At 39.5% G+C, this 18,571-nt stretch carries 17 protein-coding genes and 1 pseudogene; 5 read left to right on the forward strand and 13 right to left on the reverse strand.

Translation table 11 applies throughout. From position 1 onward, the window contains the following. The 4 genes from V7K89_RS22470 to V7K89_RS22485 all read right to left on the reverse strand — a co-directional run. The coding region (locus V7K89_RS22470; RefSeq protein ID WP_335191060.1) for a HEAT repeat domain-containing protein at window positions 1-959 on the reverse strand (959 nt) is incomplete at its 3' end. Window positions 960-966: 7 nt separating this feature from the next. Then, window positions 967-1,857 (reverse strand): NACHT domain-containing protein, encoded by an 891-nt coding sequence (locus V7K89_RS22475; protein WP_335191062.1) that lies wholly within the window; start codon window positions 1,855-1,857, stop codon window positions 967-969. Continuing rightward, window positions 1,854-2,237, reverse strand: a complete 384-nt coding sequence (locus V7K89_RS22480; RefSeq protein ID WP_335191064.1) for a toll/interleukin-1 receptor domain-containing protein — start codon at window positions 2,235-2,237, stop codon at window positions 1,854-1,856. The genes V7K89_RS22475 and V7K89_RS22480 overlap by 4 nt, the downstream gene beginning before the upstream one ends. A gap of 204 nt (window positions 2,238-2,441) precedes the next feature. Further along, on the reverse strand, window positions 2,442-2,681 hold the full coding sequence (locus tag V7K89_RS22485) for a hypothetical protein (protein ID WP_335191066.1): 240 nt from the start codon (window positions 2,679-2,681) through the stop codon (window positions 2,442-2,444). Window positions 2,682-3,140: 459 nt separating this feature from the next. On the opposite strand from V7K89_RS22485, the gene V7K89_RS22490 reads away from it, so the two are divergent. Then, the gene (locus tag V7K89_RS22490) at window positions 3,141-4,754 is read left to right on the forward strand and encodes an NAD(P)H-quinone oxidoreductase subunit 4 (RefSeq protein ID WP_335191265.1); all 1,614 of its coding nucleotides are present in this window, start codon (window positions 3,141-3,143) and stop codon (window positions 4,752-4,754) included. 202 nt (window positions 4,755-4,956) lie between these two features. Beyond that, the gene (locus tag V7K89_RS22495; protein WP_335191068.1) at window positions 4,957-5,562 is read left to right on the forward strand and encodes a Uma2 family endonuclease; all 606 of its coding nucleotides are present in this window, start codon (window positions 4,957-4,959) and stop codon (window positions 5,560-5,562) included. A 102-nt stretch (window positions 5,563-5,664) separates the two neighbouring features. On the opposite strand, the gene V7K89_RS22500 is transcribed toward V7K89_RS22495, so the two are convergent. Beyond that, window positions 5,665-8,265 carry a COR domain-containing protein gene (locus V7K89_RS22500; RefSeq protein ID WP_335191070.1) on the reverse strand — a complete coding sequence of 867 codons (2,601 nt, stop codon included), beginning with the start codon at window positions 8,263-8,265 and terminating at the stop codon, window positions 5,665-5,667. 387 nt (window positions 8,266-8,652) lie between these two features. Here V7K89_RS22500 and V7K89_RS22505 point away from each other — a divergent pair, with 387 nt between their 5' ends. Beyond that, a complete protein-coding gene (locus V7K89_RS22505) occupies window positions 8,653-8,928 on the forward strand; it encodes a hypothetical protein (protein WP_335191072.1) in 276 nt (91 codons plus the stop codon). 7 nt (window positions 8,929-8,935) lie between these two features. On the opposite strand, the pseudogene V7K89_RS22510 reads toward V7K89_RS22505, so the two are convergent. The 4 genes and pseudogenes from V7K89_RS22510 to V7K89_RS22525 all read right to left on the reverse strand — a co-directional run. After that, window positions 8,936-9,424 (reverse strand): annotated as a pseudogene (locus V7K89_RS22510) (Uma2 family endonuclease); the annotation flags it as partial. Window positions 9,425-9,437: 13 nt separating this feature from the next. Then, complete coding sequence (locus V7K89_RS22515) at window positions 9,438-10,061, reverse strand: Uma2 family endonuclease (protein ID WP_335191074.1); 624 nt, start codon at window positions 10,059-10,061, stop codon at window positions 9,438-9,440. 83 nt (window positions 10,062-10,144) lie between these two features. Then, window positions 10,145-10,963, reverse strand: coding sequence for a type 1 glutamine amidotransferase (locus V7K89_RS22520; protein WP_335191076.1), 819 nt, complete (start codon window positions 10,961-10,963; stop codon window positions 10,145-10,147). A 95-nt stretch (window positions 10,964-11,058) separates the two neighbouring features. Then, window positions 11,059-12,393 (reverse strand): Mur ligase family protein, encoded by a 1,335-nt coding sequence (locus V7K89_RS22525; protein ID WP_335191078.1) that lies wholly within the window; start codon window positions 12,391-12,393, stop codon window positions 11,059-11,061. Window positions 12,394-12,751: 358 nt separating this feature from the next. On the opposite strand from V7K89_RS22525, the gene V7K89_RS22530 reads away from it, so the two are divergent. Together V7K89_RS22530 and V7K89_RS22535 are read left to right on the forward strand one after the other, a co-directional pair. Next, window positions 12,752-13,339 (forward strand): thylakoid membrane photosystem I accumulation factor, encoded by a 588-nt coding sequence (locus tag V7K89_RS22530; RefSeq protein ID WP_335191080.1) that lies wholly within the window; start codon window positions 12,752-12,754, stop codon window positions 13,337-13,339. A gap of 176 nt (window positions 13,340-13,515) precedes the next feature. Next, the gene (locus tag V7K89_RS22535) at window positions 13,516-14,124 is read left to right on the forward strand and encodes a hypothetical protein (RefSeq protein WP_335191082.1); all 609 of its coding nucleotides are present in this window, start codon (window positions 13,516-13,518) and stop codon (window positions 14,122-14,124) included. Between the two features lie 376 nt (window positions 14,125-14,500). Here V7K89_RS22535 and V7K89_RS22540 read toward each other — a convergent pair whose 3' ends face one another. From V7K89_RS22540 to V7K89_RS22555, 4 genes are all read right to left on the reverse strand, one after another. Further along, on the reverse strand, window positions 14,501-15,478 hold the full coding sequence (locus tag V7K89_RS22540; RefSeq protein ID WP_335191084.1) for a class I SAM-dependent methyltransferase: 978 nt from the start codon (window positions 15,476-15,478) through the stop codon (window positions 14,501-14,503). A 41-nt stretch (window positions 15,479-15,519) separates the two neighbouring features. Next, a complete protein-coding gene (locus V7K89_RS22545) occupies window positions 15,520-16,881 on the reverse strand; it encodes a glycosyltransferase (RefSeq protein ID WP_335191086.1) in 1,362 nt (453 codons plus the stop codon). A 103-nt stretch (window positions 16,882-16,984) separates the two neighbouring features. Continuing rightward, complete coding sequence (locus tag V7K89_RS22550; RefSeq protein WP_335191088.1) at window positions 16,985-17,143, reverse strand: hypothetical protein; 159 nt, start codon at window positions 17,141-17,143, stop codon at window positions 16,985-16,987. A 50-nt stretch (window positions 17,144-17,193) separates the two neighbouring features. Further along, window positions 17,194-18,492, reverse strand: coding sequence for an MFS transporter (locus tag V7K89_RS22555; RefSeq protein WP_335191090.1), 1,299 nt, complete (start codon window positions 18,490-18,492; stop codon window positions 17,194-17,196). Between the last annotated feature and the right edge of the window lie 79 nt (window positions 18,493-18,571).

Consider the following 18,571-nt stretch of genomic DNA (forward strand, 5'->3'; position numbering starts at 1 on the left):
TCAGCATCATTGAGCTTGGCAATCAGGGGTTCAACTGCTCGTGCATCCTTAATTTCCCCTAGTGCCCCTGCTACAGCTTGCTGGACATCGCTATCAGCATCATTGAGCTTGGCAATCAGGGGTTCAACTGCTCGTGCATCCTTAATTTCCCCTAGTGCCCCTGCTACAGCTTGCTGGACATCGCTATCGGCATCATTGAGCTTGGCAATCAGGAGTTCAACTGCCTGCTTTTCACGTTCGTTACCTAGAATTCTGCATATTAGAGCCAATGCTTGTGTATCAGATGTTGGATTTTTGATCAAAGAGATTAATAGTTCCTTCTCTTTTATTGATGGTTGCCAACGCTTGCTATTACTACGAAAATCAAGATTTAATAATCGCAGTACTCTAGCCGCAGCATGGGAAGTTGGGGGGCTATCCGTAAGCATTTCTAGCAACGGATCTACCATTCCAGGCACATCATCAAAAAATATTTGATTAATTGGGAAAAGTATAATTTGCTTCAAAAGTATTTTTTCAATGATGAGAGCTGCCTTTGTTGACTCCTCTTGACTTAACTTAAGACGAGATACTTGTTCCAAATAACATTTATGAATAATTTCCGGTTCGTTTGACATCGATGCTGTAGCAATCATTCCCAAAAGATTGCCACAATCCTCGCGAACTTTTGCTTCTCTTCGTTGAAATTCTTGAAGAAGGATCGAACACAGTATCTCTGTCCACTGAGATTCAGCCAATTCTAAAGCAGCTGTATCTACACTAGTTTCCGAAAACGGTGCATTGCCGTCAGGCTCACCAACATTCCTAACAAACTCTTGTAATATCTCCTGTGCCATTTGTTCACTAACATTAGGTTCATCAGCTAAACACAGAGCAGCCAGCACTGCACGGGGACGAGCCGTAATCTGAGCGTCTTCTGTTTCAAGTGGTTTGAGGATAGCTCGCAAAACATTGTCCACATCATCATCATTGCTTGCAAGAAGCTACGCAAAGACGTAGTGCCTCTCGCCAGTTTTCAGTTACCACTACTTCTTGCTGAGTGCGAACGCTAATAGGATGATCTAATTTCACTTCATTAATTTGGGCAGCAAGTGGGGCTACATAGTCAGCAAGGTTGAGAGAGCGATCGCGGTTAGGAAAATGACCTTGCACAAGTGCCAAGCCTGCCAAGTATTCTTGAAATGTGAGGTGACGAAATTCAAATACAGGAATGTCTCTGCCATTATGTGGAATAACACCCGCTTCTACTAAAATACCTGTGCGACGCTCCAACAAACTCAGAAATTCTTTAGGTGTGTGTTTTTTTACCTCATGAAGATTGGGATACTCTTCTCGGAACTTTTCAAATAACTCTATCACTTCATCTTTGCGAAGCTGCTGTACTCCTCTATCACACATGGCATAGGCAATATACTCTAACTGCGGCCATGCTTCATCTTCATCTATAGGTTCGTCTACTTCAGAGCGCCAATTTAGTAGTACATCTACTGCTTGTGCGTATAACTTATGTCGGCGAGTCGGTAGTTTACCAACTTTACGCTTAACCAACGCCATTGTAGTCAGCAGCATTGGATTCCCAGTAAGACGCTCAATGCGGTCAGCACTATGAATGTCTTGAATCAACTCTGTTTTTGCCTTCTCTTTTCGCTCTGGTAATTCGGTAATATCACACCAGCGACTAGCAAAATCATCTTTATCTTCTTTTATCAGTTCGGCTACTGTAACATGCTCAAACTGCCGCCCTATGCGATGCGCTACTTCATAGCCAGCTGCTCGAATTGGTTCCCCTAATTTTTCGGCAAATTCCTCTTCTCCCTTTGCATGAGCTATGAGAACCTGCTGAAGTATTTTTTTCATTTGATAGCTCTTAGTAAATCAGATATACCTTTAGACCGGTCTTTAATTAAGTCAGCATACTTGATATCAGCCAAAATGGCAGGGGGTTGGCCTCCTGTCAGTAAAACAGGTAAAACTTTAACACCGTGTCCACTGAGTTGCTTCGCCAAAACCGACATCCATTCACGGTTTACCCACGGCGACATATCTGAGGAAGAATAACACAATACTAAATAACTTAGCCCTTCCAGCCCCTCATTGATGCGCTCAACAATTGAATCACCAACATTAATTTTCCATTCAGCAAACCACACTTGATGACCAGTATGGGCAACTTCTGAAGCAAGTTTTTCAGCTAGCTCGGTATCAATTTGTCTATAGCTTATAAAAACGTTAGCCATAACATAATAAGTTAATATTTAATTTATACTTCATACTTAAATATAGTTGGCTAATTTAAAAACTTATATCTAGTCAAATAAATAAAATGTTAAAATTTAAAATAAGCCTTTACTTTCACTTCAACCTTGACGGAAGGCAATTTAGTAAGTAGCTATTTAAATTACAAAATATGTAATTGTACCCCAATTCCCTTACAAGTCCAATCACATCATACTGTCAAGCGATCGCACTTCTAATTCGCAAAGTGCGATCACTGGAAACTTTACACATACACTAATACCAGAAGGCAGCACATGCTCTGTGATATTTGTGGAAGTGAAGGTGTCAAAATCCGCCAAATTACTAGAACCTATTGTAAGGGTAAATAAACTGATACTGTACTGAGAAAGTTTTGGTAAGACTAACTGCAATCTTTGACTGTGCAACGAATGTGCAATACCCATCTATTGCCAAACGTTCTTCTGGTATTGGTGGAACAAAAACCGATGTCCAATTAAAAAATTAAGTCTGTTAGTAGCTGAAGATCAACTGTTTTCAATACTTGTCAAAATTAAGAATCTGATGGAAAGTTGATTTTCACATCTAGGTTTAACAGTTCAATCAAGCTCGCGTAGACTAAATAGCCCTGACAATTGGGCTGAACCAGAAAATGTAACTGTATTGTAACGGTAGCTTTAGCTGCCGTTTTTTGTTGACGTTGCAAAAGTTTACATTTAGAATAGAATCGTCAAAATTTGATAAGTATTTATTCTTATTTATCCTGAAAATTTGACATTTAATGAGTATATGTTCTTAGCTTCATCAAAAATTTAATATTTTATAGTTAAAGAATGTTTACAAAAGTATTAATTACTTAATATAGTTAAATTAAAAGCGATAAGGTAAATTGATTGTCAGAAGTGGTGAATGCTATTGAATTTCCCTGGCTAACAGCCATAATCCTCTTACCCTTGGTGGCTACCTTAGCCATCCCCTTAATCCCAGACAAGGAAGGTAGAACTGTGCGGTGGTATAGTCTGGGAGTTGCGATCGCCGACTTTGCACTGATAATTTATGCCTTTTGGTATAAGTACGACTTTCAGAGTTCAAGACTTCAACTTATAGAAAACTATCCTTGGATAACGCAGTTGGGTTTGCATTGGGCTGTAGGGGTTGATGGTTTATCGATGCCCTTACTGCTTCTAACAGGCTTAATAAATACCCTCGCAATATTCGCGGCTTGGAAAGTTAACACCAAGCCGCGATTATTTTATGGTTTGATGTTAGCGATGTACAGTGCCCAGCTTGGCGTATTTGTTGCCCAAGATTTGCTGTTATTCTTTCTGATGTGGGAAATCGAATTAGTGCCGATTTACCTGCTGATTTCCATCTGGGGAGGACAAAACCGCCGTTATGCCGCTACCAAATTTATTCTTTACACAGCTGCTGCATCAATATTTATCTTGATTGCTGGTTTTGCACTTGTCTTTTCTGGAGATACCGTCACTTTCGATATGGCGACTTTAGGAATGAAAGAATACCCCAAAACCTTGGAATTGTTGGTTTATACAGGTTTCTTAATTGCTTTCGGTGTGAAAATGCCGATTTTCCCTTTACACACTTGGCTACCTGATGCTCACGGTGAAGCATCAGCACCCGGTTCGATGATTTTGGCTGGTGTGTTGTTAAAAATGGGTGGTTATGCTCTGATCCGCTTCAATGTGGAAATGTTGCCCAATGCCCATGTGACTTTTGCCCCAGTGTTAGTAGTTTTGGGTGTGGTTAACATTGTCTACGGTGCTTGCTGTGCCTTTGCTCAAACCAATCTCAAACGCCGCTTGGCTTACTCTTCAATTGCCCACATGGGGTTTGTGCTGATTGGGATTGCCTCTTACACAGAGCTGGGTATCAGCGGTGCAGTGTTACAGATGGTTTCCCACGGGTTGATTGCTGCTAGCTTATTCTTCCTGTCTGGCGTGACTTACGATCGCACCCATACCTTGATGATGGATAAAATGGGCGGTATGGCTAAGGTAATGCCCAAAACCTTTGCTTTGTTTACCATTGGTTCAATGGCTTCTCTGGCTTTACCCGGAATGAGTGGTTTTGCAGGTGAGTTAATGGTGTTTCTGGGTATCGCTAGCAGTGATGTTTACAGTTCCAGCTTCAAAGTTGTAGTCGTGCTGCTGTCAGCAGTTGGCGTGATTTTGACACCGATTTATTTACTGTCGATGCTGCGTCAAGTGTTTTACGGGGAGCAAAATAAAGAGTTGCACTTGGATGCTGTAATATCTGATGTCAAACCCCGCGAAATATTTATTACTGCTTGTTTGTTATTGCCAATCATCGGAATCGGGTTTTATCCAAAATTAGCAACGCAGACTTATGATGTGAAAGCAGTAGAATTAGCCGCCCATGCTCGTCAAGTTCTACCAGTTATTGCTCATCAACAACCATCAAGTCTGTACTCGCGTGTTTTCTCTGCACCAACACTGGCGACTTCTCAAGTTGAAAGTTCGATTAAAATTTCTGAGTAAATTAACTTTCCATTAAAAGGCTGCAAGTAAATTCTAAATATTAGGAGAATAAAGGGGTGGTTTCATAACCACCCCTAAAATTTTGGCATTATTGAGTTGAAATAGATTTTTAGGTAAGGGCAATTCATGTAGACGCATTCCCAAAGCGCCTAGAACGTGAAGAGATTATAGTGAAAGCAAGTGAAGTAGCCAAACAGCAATTATGACCACCAACTTACCTGTAGTCACAGAAATTATACCAATGGTCTTGCAATTGCAACCTGCGATCGCATTAACCGAAGATCAATTTTACGAGTTTTGTCAGTTAAACCCCGACTTTCGTATCGAACGCAATGCTGTGGGAGAATTAATGATTATGCCATCTACTAGTTCCGAAACCGATCAGCACAACTTTGATATTATTGTTCAGTTGGGTATTTGGACAAAGCAAGATGGTACAGGTGTAGGCTTTGGTTCCAGTGGTGGGTTTACTTTGCCTAATAGTGCAGTGCGCTCGCCTGATGCAGCGTGGATAAAACGTGATCGCTGGGAAGCCATACCATTGGAACTGCGAAAAAAATTTGCATCGATTTGTCCTGAGTTTGTGATTGAATTGTGTTCTGAGAGCGACAACTTGCGAATTTTGCAAGACAAGATGCAAGAGTATATTGATAATGGTACACAACTTGGTTGGTTAATTGATAGAAAACAAAACCAAGTTTTTATTTATCGTCCTAATATTCCGATTGAGAAATTAGATAATCCTAAGACACTTTCTGATGAATCGTTATTACCTGGCTTTGTTTTGGATTTAAGTCACATTTGGTAGGATTATCTCTATTTACCTGTTTTTTAAGGGGGTCGCCGCAGGCAGGGGGATCTTATCCGAATCGGATTTTAACACCAAGCGGCATATTAAATCGCTATACTCTTATTTGTTGCCTTGAAACTGCTTAATAATATTGCTAATTAAAGGTAACTGTTCCAGTACAATTTTTGTCAAATCTACAAAAGATTTCTCAGAAAGGCGGTCATCTTGACGGAGTTGTAAAACGCCTATTAAGACGATAAATATTGCTGTACCAATAATTGCTAAAGCTAGATAATGAAACAGTAGCGAACCACCAAAAAATGCAATTAGACAAAATACAACTACAAATACAAATAAGTAGAACATTCCATTTCTAAACGCAAACGGAAGTTTAACTATGTCTTCTGGCTGAGAATTTTCTTCCTGTTTAGATGGTTCTGTCATAAAATTATTCTCTTGCTTTGATGGCTGAATTACATTATTAATTGTTACAACGACATTTTCCCTTCTTGTCTCTGAGGGATTAGGGAGAAAATCACCACTCTTGTGCTGTTCTGCTTTCAGGAACTCCCTTTTATCCATCACATCATCAATTAAGCCTAAAACATCAACCATTTGATAGCTTTTTTGACATTGAATGCCCTCTTGCTTATCGGCTACAAACTGTCGCAATCTCTCAAAAAAGTAAAAGTGTGGCTCTTGGCTATCTTTGCAGGTGTGGCAATTACAGGGGATTAACTTGTTGTACTTTAGTCGTTGGTAGGAGTCATGAATTTTATCGAGTTCATGTGTAACTATGGTCATCAAATCTCTTTTGTGAAGACCTGAAACTCGAATCTTAATCTCCCGCTTGCCGTAATATTCAATTACCTCTGCCTTCGTCTGGTCTTTGCTCAGAACAACGCCGCTTTTCCAGACACATTGTTGTTCATTCATCAACTCATGCATGGCGACGATGAACTGGGTGATGATGCCTTTGGGCATGAACTCGTAGGTGTAACGCAGAATCAGGTTGTTGGTTTCATCCCAGTTATAAAAGGGTTGATTAGCAGATAGCAGCTGTGGAGCAATATATTTTCCTTGGCTTCTAGGAATTTCGTAGCACAGCTTGAAGTTGATCATCAGGCGCAAGAGTTCATCCTGCATTGTGGCGTATTCGTATTCACACCAGATGTTTGCCAAGTCAGAGCGAGAGAAACTGCCCAGATTACGAATTACCTTTTCATTATCTAGCACCTTGTAGACTGCATCAGTTCCCCACTTGGGTTTGAGGATGACGGTTTTGTTCAAAAGTGGGTCTTCCTGAAAGTGCAAGCATACTCCCAAATCGTGCAGATAGCTGCTCAACTGCAATTTGTCATTTCTTTGGGTGAACCCATTTTGTTGGCAGATGTTCAGGTATTCATCTAAGCCGATGTAATTGCGTGCGTCACTCTCCAAAGCTTCCCGGACTTTAACCCAGGTTTTTGGGAGCGGACTGCCAATATGAGGTAGATTTTTAACGTAATGCTTGATTTGTTCTAAAATTTGTTCTAAACCTCTGTTATCAGCAAGGTTTGTTGGTAAAGTCTCCTTCAAATTAGTAAACTGCCCTCGTAACTGGAGTTCATTAATCTCCCGGTGGCGATTTTGCTTCTCATTTTTGATGATTAGCAGTGGACTGTTATCGCTCAACAATTCCACCACATTCAGCCAGTAATCAAAATCTGTGTCTTCCTTGCGATTATCTGCCACTAAAACGTACAGGGAACGCTTGGTTAGGAAAAACTGGTGAGTCGCATGGTAAATTTCTTGTCCCCCAAAGTCCCAGATATTAACTCGAAATTCTCGCCCCTTTTCCATTGGGAAACGCCACTGTATAACCTCAATTCCCTTTGTAGAGTCTTCCTCTCGAAGTTGATAATTTTGGTCTTCAATTTTCTTCGCCAGTGTTGTCTTCCCTGCTCCTCCTTCGCCAACAATTAGTAACTTTGCTTCATACAGATAATCTGTGCCTTCTACTTCCAATTGTCGAAAATAATTCTTAATTGCCTTAATATCTTGTGCAACAATTTCTGGTGGTGGCTTTTCGATGGGGTTATCATTTAAAGTCAGTAAAGTTAAGTTTTGCAGGCGAGTAATGGCTTCTGGCAACGTCGTTAATTGGTTGTTTGTTAAATACAGCGCGGTTAAGTTTTGCAGATGAGTAATGGTTTCTGGCAACGTCGTTAATTGGTTGTTTGTTAAATCCAGTACAGTTAAGTTTTGTAGGCGAGTGATTACTTCCGGTATCGTCATTAATCGGTTGCCACTTAAATACAGCTCAGTTAAGTTTTGCAGGCGGGTGATTACTTCCGGTATCGTCATTAATCGGTTGAAGCTTAAATTCAACCCAGTTAAGTTTTGTAGTCGAGTAATAGCTTCCGGTATTGTCGTTAATTGGTTGAGCCCTAAGTTTAGCCCAGTTAAGTTTGGCAGGCGAGTAATAGCTTCTGGTATCGCAGTTAATCGGTTAGCCCTTAAATCCAGCCCAGTTAATTTTTGTAGGTGGGTGATGGCTTCTGGTATCGTTGTTAATTGGTTGTAGTTTAAATACAATACCTTCAACCATTCCAGTTCAAACACCTCAGCAGGAATCTCTGTTAAGTTTCCCTTTGCACCACCACTTAAATCTAATTCTTTAAGCTGTTTCTCTTTCGCTTCTTGTATTTTTTCAAGGAAATGTTGAGGCGTATTTGCCATACTGAGGTTCACCTGTCAACGAAAGTTATATGTAATGCCCCTGAGTCGCTGGACAATCTCACAACTATTAATATTTTGCTCTAATCCCAGCAACCGCCACAGGTTAGAAACCTATGGCTGATAGCGAAAGTCCTCTTAAGAGGACTAAATTTTTTCCACACTTAGGTTTTAGTCTACTTGAGTGGCTTTGGCTATTGGTTCCTAGAACTTCGAGTTTCAGGCGATCGCAGGTGCTAATTGAGAATGCTACAAGATATCAAAGCAAACTACTATCCTGTATAGCACTACATGAGCGCTAATGATTTTTACGGAATCTAAAAAGAATTTATCATTACCAATGGCTCAGATTTGCTTGTAAACAAGTCTTTAATACTCATTGATGGGGCTATGAACTCCGTTAATGAGTCTTTGATACTCGCCGATGAGTCTTTGATACTTGTGAATGAGTCTTTAATACTCGCGGACGAGTTTTTGATACTCGCGGACGAGTTTTTGATACTCGCCGATGAGTTTTTAATACTCGCGGACGAGTCTTTGATACTCGCCGATGAGTCTTTAATACTCGCGGACGAGTCTTTAATACTCGCGGACGAGTCTTTGATACTCGCTGATGAGTCTTTGATACTCGCGGACGAGTCTTTGATGGTTCTTTTACTTCTTTAGCCGTTTTTTAGGCGACTTCTCCAGCTTGAAAAATCTGTTCAGCAGTTAAATTCAACTCTGGGAACGCTGGCGACTGAATGCGGTCATTTCCCTTAAATTGCCTAACCTGATACTCACCTTCAATTAGTTGGTAAATCGAGATAGTTGATTGTTTAGGATTGCCAATAAAGCGCCTACCACCTAAACCTAGATAATCTACAATCCAATATTCAGGTATTCCAACCTCTTCGTATTTACCTGCTTTGGTAAAATAGTCGTCTCGCCAGTTGGTACTTACCACCTCAATTACTAAAAGAATTGATGCCGCTTGGCTTACAGTAGATTCTTTTTTCCACAGAGATTCATTTACTAAATTAGAGTTATTCAACAACAGTACATATGGTGAGTAAGCTGCTTCGCTCTGAGTCGGTTTAATGAATGCTGTTTTGGGAATGAAATAAGATAGTTTTAAACGTTTGTATTCTGTAACTATTTCCCCAACTAAAAATCCAACAATCTAGCCACCTAAATTACGCGACTTCCCCAGCTGGAAAAATCTGTTCAGCAGTTAAATTAAACTCTGGGAACGCTGGCGACTGAATGCAGTCATTTCCCCTAAATTGCCTAACTTGATACTCACCTTCAATTAATTGGTAAATCGAGATAGTTGGTTGTTTAGGATTCCCAATAAAGCGCCTACCACCTAAACCTAGATAGTCTACAATCCAATATTCAGGAATACCTAAAGACTCGTAATCTTCTAGCTTCAAAGCATAATCATCACTCCAGTTGGTTGAAACAACTTCTACAACCAACTTGACGGAACTACCGCGCGTAATGATAGATTCTTTTTTCCAACGAGGTTCATCCATAACAGCTTGTCTATCAAGAACGATTACATCTGGTTCATAACCTGAATCAGTGTTAACTGACTTGATGACGCATTCTTTTGGGATAAAACAAGGAATAGACAAACGGGTGATTTCAATAAACAAAGAACCATTTATAAATCCAGCTATCTCTGAGTGCTTCCCTGTTGGCTTAGGCATTTCAACAATTACCCCATCATGTAGTTCATAATGCCTGTCTGAAGATTCGGGATACCAGGCGATAAATTCATCAAATGTTACTTGTTTGGTTAAGGCTTGAATCATACTTTGCCCTCTTGTTTTATGTCAAATTTGACCCCTCTCCAAGCCTCTCCCCGAAACGGAGAGGCTTAATCAGCGAACTGAGGTTAAACTTTCGCCACACCAACACTTGGTAAACTGACTTTCAATCGCTTAAACATCGCTTCTCGTGCTTGTGCAGCGAGGCTGTCGTCAAAAGGTGTTAAGGTAATTTCCTGCTGATACTTTAGCCGCAGCGCTGTTTGAATTAACCAATCGGCAACAAAGGGATTTTTCGGTAACAATGGGCCGTGAGAATAAGTAGCGATCGCATTCTGATAAAATGCTCCTTCTGTCCCATCTTCACCATTATTTCCCAAACCGTACACCACTCGCCCCAAAGCTTCCACTTTTCCCAGTTTGGTGCGTCCGCCGTGATTTTCAAAGCCTACTAAATATGGTGTGCTACCTGTCATCTCTTTTAAATCTCGCGCCAGACGAGAAGCTGTCACTTCAATTACTAAGTTGCCAATACAGCGCTTAGTATTTTCACCAGGATGCACAGATACTAAATCGAGTATTCCCAAACCATCAATTCGTTGTCCCAAGCCTGGTTCATAATAATGTCCCAGTAATTGGGGTGAACCACAAGTAAATACTCCTGGTGTTCCATTTTCGATTTTATCGCGCATTGCATCAGCTTTCGCACCTTGCAAATCACGCATGACAATCTCTTGCTGGCGGTCTTGTGCGCCACCACCAACTATGACATCGACAGTTTTAATATCTGCGGCTGTGGAATTTTGATCTAAGGGTAATACTTTCACATCGTATCCCCGCCATTGAGCGCGACGTTCTATAGTAATTACATTACCGCGATCACCATAAGTACTCATCAGCGTCGGATAAAGCCAACCTATCGTTAATTCTAAATTTTGAGAATTCATAATTTTAGTGAATGGGGCATGGGGCATGGGGCATAGGGCATGGGCTAGGAAAAAACTCTTATCCAATGCCCAATCCCCAATGCCCAATGCCCAATTTAAAGAATTTTCCGACCAGTTAGAACTTCTCGCACTTCTAGCATGGCTGAGTAGGTAGGCAGAATATGCAAAGTTTCATTCTCTGGTGTATGCTCTAATGCAGTAGCGATCGCTTGTCGCAAATTTTCTTCGACTATTAAATTTAAGTTACTCTCAGGGGACTTTTGGCTGTAACGTAGACGTAGTGCCATATCGTAGACGCGATCGCCACTCACTACTAAAGTCCCGCCGCGTTCGACTAGTTTCTCGGTATCTACGTCCCAAATCCAGGATACATCAGTGCCATCGGGTGTGCGATCGTTCAATACCAGCAGTGTGGTTTTATCTGTGCTTTGAGTAACTACGCGAATAGTTTCATTTGTTCCCACAGGATTTTTGGATAACAATATTCGCACTCGTTTACCATTAATTACTAAATCTTCAGCCCGACCAAAGGCAGCTTGAAAATTGTTAATAGTATCTCTAATTGTTGCTTCATCAACCCCTAACTCAATAGCCGCAGTTACAGCCGCCAAAGTATTATATTTGTTGTACAAACCAACCAGAATTTGCGACCATTCACTACTTTCGAGAGTCGGTTTACTTTTACTAAAACCACACTTGGGACAAGTAAAATCTCCCAAATGAGACAAATAAACACCCTTATAATCTAGGGAATGTCCACATTTGGGACAGTAAATAGAATCAACAGCGTGAGGAATAGCTTCTAGATAATGTTCTGGTTCATTCAAGCCAAAGAATAACACCTGTTGCGGTAACTGCTGACCGAGGTTAGATAAAGTTGGGTCATCAGCATTGGGAATTACTACCGTTTCTGCTGGTAGGGTAGAAATAACTTTTGTCCAACGCTTACTAATTGTGTCTACTTCGCCGTACCTATCGAGTTGGTCGCGGAACAAGTTTAAACAGAGAATGATTCGCGGTTGAAGTGGGGTTAATACTCTTGGTACAATATTTTCATCAACTTCCAAAATGGCATAATCAGTATTTAGCGTACCTAGTAAGTTGGTGCTTTCTAACAGCGCCGTCATTAAGCCATTTTCCAGATTTGCACCTGTAGAATTATGAGTGATGCGAAAACCCTTGCATTCTAATATCGTGCATAAAAGCAATGCTGTAGTAGTTTTGCCGTTAGTACCAGCAATTAAAATTACTCCGTTTTTTACTTGCTGACTCAATAATTGTAAGAGTCGGGGTTCAATGCGACGAGCAATCGAGCCTGGTAACACACTAGCAGCACCCAGACGCAGCGATCGCACTATAAACGTCACACTTTTTGCCACTGACACCGCGAAACCCAATCGCAGTCTATCTATGAATTGTATTTTTCCCACATCTCTACCCTAGCCTTTTGGCGGTTGCTAATTAAAAGTGCAAATTTAATCTTGTGAGTTTAGCGAATCCTGGCTGAAAAAGCCAGCGATCGCAATTTTGAATTTTTAATTTTAGACTTCGACTTCTCTTTGAGACGCTGTTCGCATTCGCTCAGTTGAACGATTTTGGATTCTTGAGCCTTACGGTTGCACTACTTTATCTCTGTTTTGACTTGCGCGTAGCGATACCAGCCACTTGCGAGAGATAATCTCAGTAAGCGTTATCTTAAAGAATAGTGTGTGGGCGTAATTACATATCTAGCCCCGCTTGCCAAATTAAGCACATCCCAACAAGTAGTAGCTTGCAAGGTTCCTTTTGATGAATAGTACAAAGTTCCTTTTTTTACATAAACAAATTACTGGCTGGCAAAGGTGGTTATCCAAATGCCTGTTGTTGCTTGCAAGTCTTTTCATTATAAGTATGCAACCTGCATCTGCTGGTCTTAATAATGATTTATATGATGGCAATATCTTTGTCGTTTATGCAGGCAATGGTTCATTAGTTCCTCCCAGACAGACATTAGCACAGACTTTAGCGGAACATAAACCCGTATTTTTGGCTTTTTATCTGGATGATAGCAGCGATTCTAAAAGATATGCCATTTCCATTTCACGCGTACAGGAATTCTATGGTCGGGTAGCAGAGATTATGCCGATTAGTGTAGATAATATTCTGCCTAAAGACACCTACGACCCTACAGAACCAGGATATTACTATACTGGCAGTGTTCCGCAAGTAGTGGTGTTAAATAAATCAGGTGAAGTAGTTTTGAATAAAAAGGGTCAAGTACCTTTTGAAGAGATAGACGATCAATTTCGCAAAATATTTGATTTATTACCACGCACTGAAACAGCACAGCTAAAGCGGCGAGCCTTCAATGAGTTCAGTAGTGAGTTAGCTAAATAACTTTTGGGGTAGGCCAAATTGGTCTGCCCTAATTTTTAGTGCTATCTGTTACTACATTTCTGCCGATGCCAAAGCATAATATTAAAATATCTGGGTTAACACTTTAGGAAATTAATTTATAGTCTATAGTCCGTAGTCAAAGCCCAATACCCAATAATTAACTAAAGTGTATTCTGATGTCAAAAGTTTACACCACCCAAGAGCTAATTCAAATTTTGGCAGCCGAACGCCAAGCTTGCCTTAAAGGGAAACGTTTAAAATTAGAAATAACAGTCTCTGGCAATCCTGTAATTGACCAGTTTATCAGAACTGATGGACTGCAACAGTTCACTGCCTATCAAGATTTCAAAACTGCAATTCACGAGTATCAAAGAGAAAATCGAGTTTCTGGTATTATCTGGCGGGAAATGACAGTTAAAGGAAAAAGTTTGCGCTATCCCGAAATAGATACCGAGTTAATTGCCCTCGCTAGTGACTTAGAGATATTAAAAGCTGCTAAGAATTCCATCGTAAAATTTTGGTGTGAAGTCACTGTGGGGATGGATTTATACTTGAGTTTTAATAATAGTAAACAACACCAACAAATTGTCACATCTGATGTTGAAAGAATTGTTCAAAGAACAGAGTGGGCAAGTTTGTGCAAGTGGGAAAATTCTAACTTTTTAGAAATGATTTTGCAGCTAGGATGGGGTAAACCAGAAGAAGCTTATTATAAACGAGGAAGACCGCGATCGGGTAGTGAATATATTCATGCAGTCAATCCCGGAAATCGCCCTATTGGTTGACGTAATAATTTTGTATTTTGGGTAACTTCTCATGTATAGCAAAGTGCTGAGTGCTGTTAGCGTCAGCGGGGCGTTTAGCCTGTGTTGAGTAAAAACCCAGTTTTGTCAAGGCTTTGAGCGATCAACACTGTCCTAACCTATATGACTACGGCTATATAAAGGTGCGTTAACGAAGTGTAACGCACCCCGACATAAATATTCCCGAAATCAGGAAATTGCCCGAAAATAGAAAATATGATTGACTTTTGACTTCTCAATTAGCGACTCTATCTATAATACTGAATAGAAAAGGGAGTATCATTAGAAGCAGAAATGTTAAATGTTAAAAAAATCTTGCATATTATAATGAGATTTTTATCAACTACTTCCCTAAACTTCACGCAATAACGCCCTTTTCAACTATAACTTGATGACCTTGATGAATAATGTTGATTTTTTTGCAAAATACCTTCAGAAAAGCGTCTATGCCAATTTTTGTTTCCTGCCCTGCATCTACGCTGTTGGGAAATTTAAAATCGTAGTCATCAAAAACAATGAGCCCTCCGATCTTGACAAGTCCCCAACCTAAAACAGCATCCGTAAGGACATCACTTGCTAAGTGAGAGCCATCAATATAAAGCATGTCGTAACTTTTAAGAGGGAGCGATCGCATCACATGTTGCGAACTACCAACAATTTTCGTTACTTTCTCTGATACTCCTGTTTGGGAAATATTGAAATCAAATTTTTCCTCAACAGATTTTATGTAACTATCGTTATATTCAAGTTTGTGCTCAATGCTTCCCTCAAAAGTATCTATACACGTGATTCTTGAGGATTTGTGAGTGAGGATGTGATCTAGTAGCCAGCACGCAGACATACCTTCCCAACTACCAATTTCTAGAATATTAATTTCAGGCTTATTAGCTAAGTGTATTAGATACTCTTCCCAGATTGGGAGATTTTGACTAAACCAATCTTCTGTGAACTTATACCCTTTCACTTTTTTCCAGGCTTCACTCCGTGCAATAGCCACATACCCGTACATTTTACGGGCAGACTCAAAGTCAAGGACTCCTTTGTATCTGATAGCTTCTGCTGTTAGCACTTCAACTAGATCTAATGTCCAAGTATTAACTTTTTCTATGTCTGCTTTCTCTAGAATAGATAGCCAAATAGCCATAGCCTCTGATTTTTGTTCCTGAAGCAATAGTGCTAAACATAGATACCAATAATTAGACATTAATGTAGGATCAGTTTCAATGCTTTTCTTATAGAAAGCTATTGCTTCACTATATTTATGTTGAGCTAGATATTTAGCTCCATTTGAAGAATATCTTTCTTCTAAATTATTACTCATATTTTCTAATCTCATCTCTACTATATTTTATGAATTCTGGAATCTATTTAAATTTTTTATATACATTTGTTCTGTTCTAAAATCTTCAGTATAAATTTTGTTGCCTTTTCAGAGTATTCTATTTCTCTAAACTTTTTTTTCCATGCTTCTAATCGCTGCTTTAACAAAAAATCATTTTCTATTTTCTCAATAAAATCCATGATCAGATTAGCAGATGTATTTTTAATGTTACCAACTACACCTAATCTATGATATTCTATTCTTTCTGCATTTTCTGGTTGATCGGAACTCACAGGAAATACTATCATTGGTACTCCAAAAAATATACATTCTTTAATAGTACGTACTCCTCCATGTATGATTGCTAGAGATGCTTTTTCAAGAAGTGCTAATTGTGGTGCTCTATTAACGATTATCGTATTTTCTGGGACAGAGTGAAAGTCTTCAACATTAATATGGTCGCTTGCTGAGACGATTAATTGGTATTCCTTTTTGAGAGATACAGCATCAATTACATTTTGAAAAAATTGTTTGACTTTTTTTATACCTAAAGTTTCAAAAGTTTCTCCTGTAGTTCCCAAAGAGCAATAAATTAGAATTTGATCCTTATTCAGTTTTGACCAATCAAAAGATGGCTCTTCTCTTTGCAAATCTATAGAAGCTTCGGCATAATAGCATCCTTCTCTAAAAGAGTCAGGAAAATCTAGTTCCTCTGGGCATAAAAACAAGTGTGGTAATTTCAAAGGAAGATTTATAGAAAAATCTAACAATTCTAAAGGAATTTTACTCTTAACAGTTGCAAGTTTTCTAATAATATCTTCATCTAAAGTTCTTCCAATCAACCAACCCAAATTTCTTTGAAATGCTTTGCTCCAATTTTGAAATTGATATTTATAAAATGTTTTCAGAAAGTTATTACTTAAATTACTATTTTTCTCTTGCTGGATTAATTTTTTTGGTGGTGGTAATTCTGTAAACATATCTGTTAAATAAATAGTTGATATCTGGCACTCATAAGCTATGAATGCTATCAATGAAGCTTCAAAAGAGCAAGATGTACCTATCAATAGTAAATCAGTATCTATTTTTTTTATTACATTATGTATTTCTCTATTTTCCCCTTTGTATAAGGAATAAATTAAAGAATTTATAATTTTCGTGTATTTTCTGTACTCTAATAATAACCTTAATCCGCTAAAGTTTAGTTTATTATAGTCTTCTTCTTGGTAAAATCCTTTGGGAAACCATTTTTCTAAAATTGGTAAAAATGAAAAGCCATATTTAATAACTTTTTCTTCTGAATCTAGCATTCCTAAATAAAATATTTTGTGCCCAAGTGATTTGAGCGTTTTTGCTAGCTTGAGAGTACTATTAAATTCGTTTTGTAAAAAACTAATATAAAATACAATATTTGCCATGTTCATAACTCCAGTAAAACTATTTTTATTATCCTGAAAGCTGGTGCTTAACCAAAAGCTATTGATGCACTAAAAGTAGATAAAAGCTTGATATTTAATATGTCTAAAAATTATGTTTCAACGTCACTTTGACTAAACGACTGACGCAATACTGCTTAACTTCCTCTAAAGATAGCTGAGTACCTAAGTTCCAAGCTGCCATTACAGAACTGTTTACCTTACAGCAGAAATGGCAATTAGTTAGAGAATCTTGGGTAATCATGTTCACTTCCTTGAAAACGATTTAAAGTTTCTGTTACACTCAGCCACCGACTACTCTGCATCGGCATCATAATCTGGCAAGATGATTTCTACCTCACGCAACACACGAAAGGCATATCCACCTAAGCCAATCACTAACATGCATAGCGAAGAAATGACATACAGCAGTGCTATGCCTGCACCACTTCCCGTGCCAAATATCCAACCCAAGATGGGGGCAAGAGTACCATTAGGCTTCATTGCTGGTTCAAAAACACCATCAGCTAGTGGCCCAGCTATCAAGTTTGCTAAGGCCCTACTAATCGGCATCACCATAGAGCGAATTGCGAAAACACGTCCCTGTAACTCAGGTTTTATCTTGCTTAACCATATAGAGTCGTGGGCACTGCCCATTATTGGGAAATTGAGAGATGAACACAATTGGGCAGGAAACCAAATTAACGGTACTCTCCCCAGACCAAACACTGTTTGGCTCAAACCAGCACCCGCCATAGCTAGCAAGATTGCATGTATTCGGGGCTGGAAATTACCCCTAACGCTTACGAGCAACGCTCCAATAATGCCGCCCAACCCTGCTATCGAAAATATAACACCTAATACTTTAGTATCATTACCAGTGCGTGCCAGAATTAAGGGAGTAACAAGTGATTCGACTAATTGATCGGCAAAAACGAACAGCAACACTAATATTAGCATAGCAAGCAGTCCAGGGCGCACGGCAACATAGCGCCAGCCAAAATAGAGATCCTGCTTCAGCTTTGTGCTATCATGCATACCCGCTTTTGTGACCGTAGGTTGCGGGATATGTACTAGTAGCAATGTAAGTAAAGCGATCGCAAAAGTAGTGATATCGATAATTAAGATGCCAACAAGACCAATGACTGCGTAGAGGGCACCTGCCAAGGCTGGTGCGATGATAGTAGAACTAGAAGTTGCCAGGAAGCTGATGCTGCTAGCGCGACTGTACTGATGCTTTGGCACCATCATTGATACTGATGCCGAGAATGCAAGTGTTTGAAATTGCTGAAAAGTCCCTTTGATTCCTACAGCTAAGTATAAATGCCATAATTGCAAATTATGAGTTATGTAAAGCAGTAAGACAATTATGGTCAACAGCCCGCTTACTGTGTCACCAACCATCATTAAATATTTACGGTTAAAGCGATCTACAATCACCCCAGCTATGGGAATAATAAAAATTTGCGGTACTTGTGCAAATAAACCAAACAAGGCTAAAGACGTAGCCTGACCCGTCAGTTCCCACACCCAAATAGTGAAAGCAAATCCGGTCATGTTACTGCCAACGATAGAAACTATTTGACTGAGCCAGACGATAATGAGAGTACGCACTTGTATCAATTTTGGATTATAGATTTGCGGTGATTAGCTATCAGTTAATTTCAAAGCTTCTTTGATAGTTTTAAGACAG

Source organism: Nostoc sp., assembly GCF_036917515.1.
Classification (GTDB): domain Bacteria; phylum Cyanobacteriota; class Cyanobacteriia; order Cyanobacteriales; family Nostocaceae; genus Nostoc.